Raw genomic sequence first — 12,525 nt, forward strand, 5'->3', positions numbered from 1 at the left:
CTATGGGTTTATATTCCTAAAATAATTTTTGCAATCCAGAAATAAATAAGGATTCCAAAAATATCGTTGCTAGTAGTAATAAATGGACCTGTTGCAATTGCAGGATCAATTCCTCGTTGATCTAGAAATAGGGGAATAAAGGTGCCAATGATTCCTGCAACAACAATAACGGCCACCAAAGAGATGGAAATAGCCATTGCTGTGGATAAATCCCCCTTCCAAATCCAAGTAAAAAACAAGAGTAAAATTGCTAAAATGAGTCCGTTTAGAAGGGCTAAAAGCATTTCTTTCCAGAGACGGTTTCCTATACTTCCCTTTAAATCATCGTTAGCTAAACCTTGCACGATGATAGCGCTGGACTGTACACCTACATTTCCGGCCATCGCAGCAATAAGGGGTGTAAAAAAGAATAGAATGGCATGTTGGGCTATCATCTCTTCAAAACCACCCATGATAGCAGCTGCACCCAAACCACCAAATAATCCCAAAATCAACCAAGGTAGTCTGGCTCGGGTTAATTCCCAGATGCTATCATCCGCTTCCACATCCTGAGAAATACCTGCTGCCAACTGATAATCCTTATCAGCTTCTTCACGAATCACATCAACAATATCGTCAATCGTAATACGTCCAACCAAACGGCCAATTTCATCAACCACCGGTATCGCCTCCAAATCATATTTGGACATGATTTTGGCTACTTCTTCTCCTTTTTCGGTAACAGAAACGGAATCAACCTTTGGGATATAGACATCCTTAATATGGGTTTTTGTCGATGTGGTCAAAAGATCTTTCAAAGAAAGTCTTCCTTTCAGTTTCCCTTCATCATCCACCACATAAATGGAATGGACTCGGGTTACGTTCTCAGCCTGTGCTCGCATTTCCTTCACACAGGTTAGTACATTCCAGTTTTCGTTGACCTTGACCAATTCTTTCGCCATAAGACCACCAGCCGAGTCTTCATCATAACGCAAAAGGTCAACAATTCCCTTGGCGTGCTCCCTATCCTCAATTTCAGAAATCACCTTTTGGACAATCTCCTCGGGAAGTTCTCCAACAATGTCCGCAGCATCATCCGTATCAAGTTCCTCCAGCTCTTCAGCAATCTCCTTAATAGATAAATTATTGAGCACCGCTTCCCTCATATCCTCATCCATTTCTGCGAGAATATCTGAGGTTTTTTCACTGTCCAACAATTTAATGAGGTAGGTAGCTTCGTCCACTTGCAGTTCATCGGCTATTTCGGCAATATCCGCATAGTGGAACTCCTTCATCATCGACCGCAAATCTGAGTTTTGCTTGTCTGCGATAAGTTGTTGGATTTCTACAAGGAGTTCTTCTGTGAGTTTAAACGGAGTCATTGGCTATCTGCTGTGTCAGTGTAACAAAATCAGCTACATCCAGCTGTTCCGGACGCTGACCAAAGATAGCATCTTCTTTTAGATTATCGGAGAGGTTGAAGGTTTTAAGGCTGTTTCTTAAGGTCTTCCTTCTCTGGTTGAAAGCCATTTTCACCACCTTGAAGAAAAGATGCTCATCGCAGGGCAATTTAAACTCGCTTTTGCGCGTGAGGCGTAAAACGCCTGATTGCACTTTTGGGGGTGGGTCAAATACTTGGGGGTGAACGGTGAAGAGATATTCAGCTTCGTAAAATGCCTGAACCAGAACAGACAAAATCCCATAGGTTTTGCTGCCAGGAGTTTCGCAAATGCGTTGGGCCACCTCTTTTTGGAACATTCCAGAAAATTCTGGGATTTGATTGCGCATTTCCAGTACCTTAAAAACAATCTGGCTCGAAATATTGTAGGGAAAATTACCTGTTATAGCAAATTGCTCATCACCATAGAGTTGCTTTAGGTCGAATTTTAAAAAATCCGCCTCAATTACATTTAACCTGCCATTTTTTGCCAAAACATTGGGATGTTCCAAAGGAAAACTGTGGTTGAGATAGACTATGGACTCTGAATCCAAATCCATGGCCACCAAATCCATATCCCTAAGTAAAAGGTATTTGGTAAGAACACCCATGCCGGGACCAATTTCGATGACATTGGTATAACCTTGAAGGGATAAGGTGTTTGCAATTTGCTTGGCAATGGCCTCGTCTTTCAGAAAGTGTTGTCCGAGATGCTTTTTTGCCTTGACTAGGTTTTCATCATGTCCATTTGGGGTAGGTTTTTTTTTCTTCTTTTTGGACACGGTAGGTTTTTTTGCAATTTACTTGGAATTTTTGACATGGATTGATGTTTTCCCTAATCAGTAACTTAGGGAATCTGCTGACTAATTACTTCGAGCTCTGTTCTGAAGGCTACAAACTTATCTGCAAAAAGCTTTAATCCATCTTTCCGTAGCCTGTCTGCATCTTCCTTATAATATGCATCAAGCGTAATCCTATCCTTGGTGGTGTATTGTATGGAGTAGGAGGTGCCTCCCATCTCCTCCTCAACGAGTACTCTGGTCATTTTGGCATGGGAAAACTTACCCGTAGCCAACATATCGGGAATATGCTTATCACGCATCCAGTTTAGCCAGTCATCATGGACACTGTCATCTATGTTTATGGTCACATTATAAATAAGCATAAAAGGCTTTTAAAGCTAAAAGTAGGGAGAATTAGTTAATGATATCGCCTCTTAATCGTCTAAATAACTTTCTTGCCTTGGGGAAATAATAGCTGTCTTGGTAGTTGTAGATTATTTTTTCGTAGTGGAACTTTGCTTTTTCCGGTTCATTACGAATATTTCGGTATATCTCTCCCAAGGCGAAATGGGCATCATCAGCTAAAATGCCATCTCCATAAAACTCCGTGATTTTTATATAGTTGAACTCAGCGTCTTTGTAGGCACCTATAGATTGAAATAACTCTCCTTGTTTTAAAAGGGCTTCATCCTCAATTGGTTCACCTTTGTGGTTTTGAATAATATCTTCTAAAGATTCAATAGCCTCCTGTGTTTTATTTTGATACGCCAGTAAGTCCGCTCGAGCATATTTCTTTAAAGCTGTTTGGGTAGAGTCTTCCAAGGAGTTATCTGAAATTAAAAGGCTTAACTGCATGGCATCATTGGCAATTAGCTGCGAAGTAGAACCTCGCAATACCTTTAATTGGGTCAAGGCCCAGTCAAAATCGCCCTTATAAAAACTGGTCTGGGCCACCTTGTAGCGAGCATTTTGTCCCTGTACATCGTTCTTAAGACTTTTTTGGATTTGCGTAAAATAAATAAGGGCTTGATTGAACTTTCTGTCGAACACCAAAATATCACCAAGTGCCATTTTGATATAAGCTTTGGGCATGCGTCCCATGGGAAGCTCCAAACTTTCCTTCAACATGGATATTGCAGGTTTAGGGGTATTCCTCTTGAAAGTCAAGAAATTCGCATAGGCAATTTGAAGCTGTTGCGTTTGGGCTTGGTTTCCGTATTCTGAAATAAGCTCTTGGTACTTTTCTTCCGCAGCATCCAGGGTTTTGGGATTGGTATCCTTTAGATCAATGTCAATAAGATTTAACTGCGCATTCAGTTTGGTTACGGGGTTGTTACTGTTTTTGACAATAAATTCAAAAACGTCAAAAGCAGTCTCATTGTCATTATCTTCCAAGGCAATCAATCCTAGACTTTCCATTCTTTCTACAGAGGAAATTTCGGAACGCTTGTAAATGGCCTTTTCCTGATTAAAGGCATTTTTATACTGTTTTTGTTGCACAAAAAGCCAACTGAGCAACTCATTCCAAAGAATATTAGGGTTCTTTTGTGCGTTTTTGAGCAGAACTTTTCTGAGGGTAATGTTATTGGGTTGTGAACCATCTTCAGAAATAAATTCATCAATATTTCTAAGAATGTTGGATCTTGAAGTCTTTCCTTCCACAATTAGGTTCAGGTAGGACAGATACATTTTTTCAATATCACCTTGTTCTCCATAAATCCGAGCCAACTGAAAATCGTAATTTAAATCGGGCTTTAATTCCATGGCTCTGGAATAGGCTTTTATCGCTTCATCCAATAGGGCATATTTTTGGAAGCGATAGCCTACACTGTAACCGAAATTTGGGTTTTCGTCAATCTTTCGTAGTGCTTTTTCATAAAACTCAGTTGCCCTATCTGGCATATCCTGTAGCGTATAATTGTAACCCAGCTCAATAAAAAACGTAGGGAAGGCATACGACTCTTCCACTTTTTTCAGTAAAAAGCGTTCAGCGTCGTCATACCGCTCCAGTTGCTGGTAACAGGCTACTAAGCCCTCCGCATAATCGGTTCTACGCGGGTTTTTCTTGGTTAGCTTTTCAAAAAAAACTACTGCTTTTTCATACTCACCGTCCTTAAAATATTGTTTGGCAAGAAAGTCTTCCTGTCCGTAGGAAAATGAAAATAGTAGGAAAAAAGATATGAGACAAAACCCTCGCATAGTCTAAATATAACGGGGAAAGTTTGATTTTTATGTTAATTGATTCTCAAAACGTCAATCAATCCTTTCGAATCCGCAATAGGGTACTAACACTTCTGGTATTTCAATACCATCTTCGGTTTGGCAATTTTCCAGGATTCCAGCTAAAACTCGTGGCAAGGCCAAAGAACTTCCATTAAGGGTGTGGGCCAATTGATTTTTTCCATTCTTATCCTTAAATCGAAGCTTAAGTCGATTAGCTTGAAAAGTCTCAAAATTGGAAACTGAACTAATTTCCAGCCACCGGTCTTGCGCAGTGGAAAATACCTCAAAATCAAAAGTTAGGGCAGAGGTAAATCCTAAATCTCCTCCGCAAAGCCTAAGGATTCTATAGGGGAGCTTAAGGTCTCTCAGAATGCTTTTCACGTGTTCAACCATACCATCCAAAGCTTGGTAGGAAGTTTCTGGATGTTCAATGCGGACCAGCTCTACTTTATCAAATTGGTGTAGTCGATTCAGCCCTCTTACGTGAGCACCATAACTTCCGGCCTCTCTTCTAAAACATGGGGTATATCCGGTATATGCTATGGGAAAATCCTTTTCGGCCAATAAATCCCCTCTGTGCATGTTCGTAATTGGGACTTCGGAGGTGGGAATAAGGTAAAGGTCGTCTTCTTGAACATGGTACATCTGGCCTTCCTTATCGGGCAATTGTCCTGTGCCATATCCAGAAGCTTCGTTAATCATCAAAGGAGGTTGTACTTCAAAGTATCCCGCATCAATATTCTTATCCAAAAAATAGGAAATCAAAGCGCGCTGAAGTCTAGCCCCTTTTCCTTTGTAAATGGGAAATCCAGCTCCAGTGATTTTTGCACCCAACTCAAAATCAATTAAGTCGTATTTTTTGGCCAATTCCCAGTGGGGCAGCGCACCTTCATTTAAGGTAGGCACCTCTCCTTCCCGAAATATCTCTTCATTATCCTCATCTGAATTTCCTGCCGGAACCGATTCATGCGGAACGTTGGGAATCAAATATAAATTTTGTTGGAGGGCTTCTGCGGTTTGATTTAATTCTTCTCCAAGTAGTTTTGAACTCTCTTTTAATTCAGCCGTCTGTGCTTTTATCGCATTCGCCTCTTCTGCCTTTCCAGATTTGTAAAGCATACCTATTGCTTTGGACAGCTTGTTCGATTCAGCCAAGGCATTGTCTAGCTTAGCTTGAATGGCACGTCTTTTTTCATCTAAATCCAATACGGTGGTCAGCAAGGATTCTGCATCGAAGTTTCGCTTTTTCAACGCCTTGACAACCTCATCTTTATTTTGACGTAGTACCTGTAATTGAAGCATGTGCTGAGTTTTAGAAGGGCAAATTTACATCAATCTGTGAAAGAAGAACAAGGGTTTAGTCGCTTTGTGAGGGAAGAATCCATTCATTATGGGAAAAGTGTTTCCAAGGAACACTGGCTAAATCGACTTCAGGATCTATGAATTGGGAAAACTTACCTTTGTTAACCCGAACCCGATTGATGGCGTAGACTTGAACATCTTCTCCATCTTTTGCGTATTCTTTTTTAAGATATTGGGCAAACTGCCATGCAAAATCGGGATAACAGGCTACTTTTCTTTTCTGCTTTTTGGTTAGATGCTCGTCCAATTTCACATATTCCGACTTACCACTATCCTTATTTACCACCTTAAAACGAATGGTGCCCGAACGACTACGCAGCATCATGCGCCAGCTCAAGCGATGTCCTTCTTCGGTCCATAGTACATCATCTTGAAAAGTATGATGACGGACAGGAAGTAATATTTGAATCACAAAATAAATGCTCAAAGCACCTAGAATCAATTTGTGATTTTTGGGAAGGGAAACCACTTTTGGAATTTCCACTGTCTTTCTTTTCAAAAATAGATTGCGAATGGTCTGGGGTTCGTAAAAGAAAACAATAAAAGCTAGGGATAGGTATGGAAAAATCCCAATTTGAAAAACAATACTGTTGAACAAATGGAAGAAAATGGAAAAAATAAAAGCAATGTTTCTGGTAGGTTTCCATAGCAAGGCCGGCACCACAAGCAAGTCAAAGAAAATCCCAAAAAAACCAATGATTTGATGCACCCATTTAAGTTGAAGGAAATCCCCAATGAGGTAATAATCTTTTTTTCCACTCATAAGGAGTTCAATGATGCTGAAATCCAACCAATCCCCATACAGTTTGGCCACAGAGGCATAGGTATAGACAATAAACAACTGTAAAATGATTATCCACCTAAAATAATTGGACATCACGTTCGATTTGAAATTTGGACTTAACCTGCTGTCCAAAGAAACATCCCTATTGGCAGGGAACATAGCCATAATAAAGGCCAGCAGCATCAGCAAATAATAGTGGTTGTTATAGGATGTCTTTTGCATAAGATATACACCTGACCACATGAAGGCAAAAGCAAAAGCGCTAAATCTGTATTTATAACCTATGGTTATTAAAATGCCCAATATGCCCATGATGACGAAATAGATATACATGCCATTTCCAGGTAGGGGCTGTAGCCATTCAAAACCAATAAATGAAAACGTGAATTTGGGTTCTATAAACGTTCTTCGTACCCATCCCGTTGCAATGGCACCAAAACTTTCTGCACAGATTAAGAGTCCATAAAAAATACGAAAGACCACCAGTTGTGCATTGTCTATTTTTTTAAATAGAAATTGGTTAAGCATTGTATTTCAGAATTAGTTCCAAAGATTTTTGTTTATCTCTTTGTAATTGTTGCTGTAGTTGTTCTACAGAATCAAATTTATGCTCATCCCGAAGACGATACAATAACTTAACCGTTATGTCTTTGTTATATAAATCGCCCTCAAATTCAAAAAGGTTGACTTCAATGCTTTTCTTTTTTCCGGAAACCGTCGGGTTGTGACCAATGTTCATCATTCCGAACAGTTCTTGTGAACCCAACTGCACTTTGACTACATATACTCCCTTTTTTGGTATTAGTTTGTACGACTCGCTAATGTGAATGTTCGCTGTCGGGAAACCAAACTGCTTACCTAGACCTTTTCCCGATTTTACTGTTCCGGAGAGCATGTAGGGATAGCCCAAATAGTCATTGGCGGTAGCGATATCCCCATCGGCCAGGGCATTCCTAATTTTTGTAGAACTCACAGAAACATCATCTATTTCTTGGGCTGGGATTTCTTCTACCTCAAAATCCAAGGTACTTCCAAAACCGATGAGGTCCTGAATACTGGCATTTCTGTTTCTGCCAAACCTATGGTCGTACCCAATAATGACTTTTTTGGTATTCAATGAATTCACGAGAATATCGCGTACAAATTCCGTTGCGGAGAGTCTGGAAAACTCACGCGTAAAGGGTTGAACAATCAAATAATCAAGCCCTAACTCTTTAAGGATATCTATTTTTTCTTCAAGTGTATTTAGCAGTTTTATATCGGTATCTTTTTGCAGAACCATTCGGGGGTGCGGGAAAAAAGTAAGTACTGTGGACTTCAGGCCAGCATTTTTGGCATCATTTATGAGGCGTTCCAATATCTTTCGGTGTCCTATATGTACTCCATCAAAAGTGCCTATAGTAACTGCAGTGGAAAGTGTGCTCTTAAACTGGGAAATATGTTCGTACGTCTTCACTTAAGGAACTAAAAAAATAAAAAGCAGTATTTTTGAAACAACGTATACCTCACTTATGCATGAAGGCTAAATTACATCTTGTTTGTTCAATTACCATATTTTTTAGCTTCTTTTCCCTTTCCGCCCAACAAGAATATTGGAGCGAGATAACCGGCTCTGGGCTTAAGAGTAGTTCTCTGGGTACGATTAAATCCAACAACCAGGTTTTTCAATTAAACGCCTTGGGTTTTGAGAAGGAATTGAACAAAGAGGATTCATTGAAATCCTCCTCACAAACCATATACCTTCCTCATGCCAGTGGAAAACTTATTCCGTTCAAAATGCGGAAAAAGTCGGTCCTGCACCCGGATTTGGCAAAAAAGTTTCCGGATATCAAATCATATGTTGGGGAAAGTCTGGATGGAAAATATAGGGTTAGGTTGAGCAGTTCCCATAAAGGTTTGCAAAGTATGATCGTGCAATTGGATGGACATGAAGCCAGTTTTATGGAGCCTACTTCCGATCAAAAAGGAAGTTATGTGGTTTATGAAAAACACAGTTCTGAAAAGACCGTGTTCGTCTGCGGAACAGAAAAGTTGAAACAAGAAGTCCAAAAGACCTTGAACCCCCTTGTGGATGATCAGGTTTTGAGGACATTCAGGATTGCGGTTTCCACTACTGGGGAATATACCGATTATCATGGAGGCACTGTCGCAGATGCCCTTGCAGCAATCAATGCAACACTCACTAGGGTCAATGAAGTATTTGAAAGAGATTTGGGAGCAACTCTGGAACTGGTCCCAAATAATGATTTGGTAATATTTACCGATGGTACTACTGATCCCTACAATGGTAACCTAAATGCCCAAACCCAAAGTACGTTGTCATCAATTATTGGGGAGGCCAATTATGACGTGGGCCATCTCTTTGCAAGAGCCCAACAGGGTCAAGACAATGGAAATGCTGGGTTTATCGGTTCGGTTTGTCAAGATAACAGAAAAGGAAGCGCATTTGCATCCGGGTTTATACCTGAGGGAGATGTTTTCGATTTGGATTTCGTGGCACATGAGTTAGGACACCAATTTGGAGCGAACCATACTTGGTCCTTTGAAACTGAGGGTACAGGAGTTCAGGCTGAACCAGCAAGTGGTACTACCATTATGGGCTATGCCGGAATAGTGCCCGGAAATGATGTACAACCCAATGGTGATGATTACTTTCACTATAACAGCATTGTTCAAATTCGGAACTATTTAGGAACGGTGAGTTGTGGAACTCCTTCGATTCTCTCCAATACTCCGCCGACGGTAACACCAATAGGGGATTTTGTTATTCCCAAAGGGACCGCATTCGTTTTGGAAGGGGTAGCCAGTGATGCGGACCCAGGAGATGTGCTCACGTATACCTGGGAACAAATTAATGATGGCGTTGTGACCACAAGTACTTTTGGTCCCGAAAATCCAGTGGGGGCTAATTTTAGGTCATTACCACCATCCACTGACCCCGCGCGCTATTTTCCTAGACTTTCAAGAGTTTTACAAGGCAATTTGACACAGACCAGTCCTCCCGAAAATGGAGCTTGGGAAACAGTTTCCAACATACAAAGGGACTTAAGTTTTGCACTTACCGTTAGAGATAATGCTTCTGGAGGAGGGCAGGTGATATCTGATATTTTGGATGTTCAAGTGATTAATTCGGCTGGTCCATTCAGTGTTACTTCACAAGCCAGTAATGTGACGTACCAGGCAGGGACAGCGCAAACAGTTGTCTGGGACGTGGCCAATACCGATGCTTTACCTATCAATGCCCAAACCGTGGACATTTTTCTTAGTACTGATGGAGGTAATACCTTTCCAATTACGTTGGTGGAAAACACACTAAATGACGGAAGTGAAGAAGTATTACTTCCCGGAAACGCTACCACTGCGGCGAGAATCATGATTAAAGCACATGATAATATTTTCTTCGCTGTTAACAGTTCTAATTTTACCCTAGAAGCAACTGATGTGGCCTTAGATTTCGAAACGTTGTCCTTCGAGGTATGTGAGCCAAACAACTTAATAATCCCCTTTGCATATGAGACTTTTAATGGCTTTAGTGAAACTTCTACTTTTTCTGCTGATGTGCCAGCAGGAATGTCAGCTTTGTTTTCGCCATCTCAAAGCAGCACCAATACTTCAGCGGATTTAACTTTATCTGGAACAAACGCAGTCGCCCCAGGGGAATATACAATTCCGGTACGGGCAGTCTCTGCTTCGCAAACCACCGAGGTGGAGCTTAAAGTAAGTGTTCTTACCTCTACATTTTCAGACGTTACCTTGCTTGCTCCTACGGATGCTGCTTCCAATGTGTCTTTAGGAGTGGTGTTAAATTGGCAGGCGGATGTAAACAACAGTAGTTATGATATTGAAATAGCTACCGACATCGGTTTTAGTAATATCGTAGAGTCCGAAAATACACTGTTGAACACATACAAGCCAAATACCTTGCTTCCTGAAACAACATATTTTTGGAGAGTACGCCCTCAAAATAGCTGTGGGCAAGGTACTTTTAGTACGCCATTTTCTTTTACTACAATAAATATTGATTGCCAAACCAAAGAAACCACTGATACCCCCATTTCCATCTCTCAAGCTGGGGTTTCTACGCGAACAGCGACTATTCAGTTTATCGAGGGGTTGCCCATTGCGGATGTAAATGTAGAGCTGGTCATAGACCACACCTATGTTGGTGATTTGATTGTAACCCTAATTTCTCCTACCGGTACCAGGGTTGCTCTCTTGGCCAATACTTGTGGCGATTTAAACAACATTAACGCCACCTTCGATGACGATGGCGTGGAAATCACATGTTCTGGGAACCCCGTAATTTCTGGAACGGTAGCACCTATCAGTAGTTTATCAGCCTTTATTGGTGAATCACCCATGGGGGAATGGACTTTGGAAGTGCGAGATACTGCTCCTGGAGATGGTGGGGTCATTCAATCATTTTCCCTGGAAATCTGTGTAGAAGGGAGTTTTCGCCCAGATGATGATGAGGATGGTGTTTTTGATGATGGGGATGACCTATGTTTGGGAACCCCTAAAGGAGTTGAAGTGGATACCTCGGGATGTCCTGTGAACCGTTTGCCTGCAAACAACTTTCTAGTGGAAATCAATAGCGAATCATGTAGGAATAATAACGATGGTTCTGTGGAAATCCAAGCAGCAAATATGGCATTAGCGTATACAGCCATTTTGGATGATGGTGTTACTCCCCTGAATGCTAACTTTACATCCTCTGGATTATTTGAAAACCTAAGCGCCGGAACGTATAGTCTATGTATTTCTGCAACCGATGGAACCATAACGTACCAAGAAACTTGTTTTGATATTATCCTTACGGAACCGGAACCGTTGTCAGTGGTATCCTTGGTAGAAGATAGTATTGCATCTCTAACCATGACAGGCGGTACTTTATATAATGTGGAGCTGAATGGATTGGTAACCCAAACTGAAGACTCCCAAATACAATTAGATTTAAAAAATGGACTGAACACCTTAAGGGTTTTCACAAATCTTCCGTGTCAAGGCACCTACACGAAAACTTTTATAGTGGGTACAGTAGGGATTTTGTATCCAAATCCTGTTGGCTCAGAAACCAAACTTTTTCTGAATGAACTTACAGGAAGTGTGAATATTCAGGTGTATTCAAACACAGGTAGATTAGTGATGGTAGACACTAAAACAATCAGTGGAAGCGAAGTGCTAATGGATTTTTCTTCCCTGTCTACCGGGGCCTACATCCTGCGAATTGAAGGAGATGGATTTAAGGATGTATTTAAAATGATAAAACAATGAAGCAGTTTATATTTCTAACTTTAATAGGGATACTCATCACTTCCTGTGGCGGAAATGACGATCCACCTCCAACACCTGGGGCAGTATTGCTGGTTTTTCCCGAAGAGAATTCAGAATGCACAACTGGGGTGAGTATAAATGAAGAGCTAAGTCAGGTTACATTTGAATGGCAAACCTCCGAAAATACGGAAAGCTATAGGCTCACCGTCGTTAACCTGAATACAAATAGCCCACAAACGATCAATACAGCCTCTACCTCGGCCAGTGTCTCCATAAATAAGGGAACACCCTATTCATGGACCGTAACTTCTTCGAATTCGCAATCCAGTCAAAGCGCGACCAGCGAAACATGGCTTTTTTACAACTCTGGGTCGCAGACGACCTATGCTCCCTTTCCGGCACAATTGGAAAGCCCCATTTCAGGGTCCACTGTATCCCCAAATACTTCAAACGAAGTGGTTTTGGATTGGCTAGGGGCGGATGTTGAAAATGACATAACAGCGTATGAAGTGTTTTTCTCCGATCAAAACCCTCCAACGACATCATTGGGAACCTTTGATGGATTGACCTCACAAATCTCGGTTGCCGTATCGGATAGTACGGTTTATTTCTGGCGAGTAATAACAACTGATTCCGAAGGAAATACTTCTGACTCCGGGGTATTTGAATTTAGAACTCTATAA

At 41.1% G+C, this 12,525-nt stretch carries 9 protein-coding genes; 2 read left to right on the top strand and 7 right to left on the bottom strand.

The window, feature by feature from the left end:
* Positions 1-8: 8 nt before the first annotated feature.
* The 7 genes from mgtE to ACSLUF_RS01720 all read right to left on the bottom strand — a co-directional run bounded on the left by mgtE (position 9) and on the right by ACSLUF_RS01720 (position 8,024).
* Positions 9-1,361: a magnesium transporter gene (gene mgtE / locus ACSLUF_RS01690; protein ID WP_435624405.1), complete on the bottom strand. Its 1,353-nt coding sequence runs from the start codon at positions 1,359-1,361 to the stop codon at positions 9-11.
* Positions 1,348-2,199, bottom strand: a complete 852-nt coding sequence (gene rsmA, locus ACSLUF_RS01695; protein WP_435624406.1) for a 16S rRNA (adenine(1518)-N(6)/adenine(1519)-N(6))-dimethyltransferase RsmA — start codon at positions 2,197-2,199, stop codon at positions 1,348-1,350. The genes mgtE and rsmA overlap by 14 nt, the downstream gene beginning before the upstream one ends.
* 65 nt (positions 2,200-2,264) lie before the next feature.
* Positions 2,265-2,582 carry a DUF4286 family protein gene (locus ACSLUF_RS01700; protein WP_435624407.1) on the bottom strand — a complete coding sequence of 106 codons (318 nt, stop codon included), beginning with the start codon at positions 2,580-2,582 and terminating at the stop codon, positions 2,265-2,267.
* A 31-nt stretch (positions 2,583-2,613) separates the two neighbouring features.
* On the bottom strand, positions 2,614-4,398 hold the full coding sequence (locus tag ACSLUF_RS01705; protein ID WP_435624408.1) for a tetratricopeptide repeat protein: 1,785 nt from the start codon (positions 4,396-4,398) through the stop codon (positions 2,614-2,616).
* 54 nt (positions 4,399-4,452) lie between these two features.
* Entirely contained in the window at positions 4,453-5,724 is a 1,272-nt protein-coding gene (gene serS / locus ACSLUF_RS01710; protein ID WP_435624409.1) for a serine--tRNA ligase, read from the bottom strand.
* A 55-nt stretch (positions 5,725-5,779) separates the two neighbouring features.
* On the bottom strand, positions 5,780-7,096 hold the full coding sequence (locus ACSLUF_RS01715) for an HTTM domain-containing protein (RefSeq protein WP_435624410.1): 1,317 nt from the start codon (positions 7,094-7,096) through the stop codon (positions 5,780-5,782).
* Positions 7,089-8,024, bottom strand: coding sequence for a bifunctional riboflavin kinase/FAD synthetase (locus ACSLUF_RS01720; RefSeq protein WP_435624411.1), 936 nt, complete (start codon positions 8,022-8,024; stop codon positions 7,089-7,091). Before ACSLUF_RS01720 ends, ACSLUF_RS01715 begins: the two co-directional genes overlap by 8 nt.
* A gap of 59 nt (positions 8,025-8,083) precedes the next feature.
* On the opposite strand from ACSLUF_RS01720, the gene ACSLUF_RS01725 reads away from it, so the two are divergent.
* On the top strand, positions 8,084-11,842 hold the full coding sequence (locus ACSLUF_RS01725; RefSeq protein WP_435624412.1) for a reprolysin-like metallopeptidase: 3,759 nt from the start codon (positions 8,084-8,086) through the stop codon (positions 11,840-11,842).
* Complete coding sequence (locus ACSLUF_RS01730; RefSeq protein WP_435624413.1) at positions 11,839-12,525, top strand: hypothetical protein; 687 nt, start codon at positions 11,839-11,841, stop codon at positions 12,523-12,525. The genes ACSLUF_RS01725 and ACSLUF_RS01730 overlap by 4 nt, the downstream gene beginning before the upstream one ends.

The sequence above is a fragment of the Flagellimonas sp. genome, from assembly GCF_965601775.1.
Taxonomy (GTDB): domain Bacteria; phylum Bacteroidota; class Bacteroidia; order Flavobacteriales; family Flavobacteriaceae; genus Flagellimonas.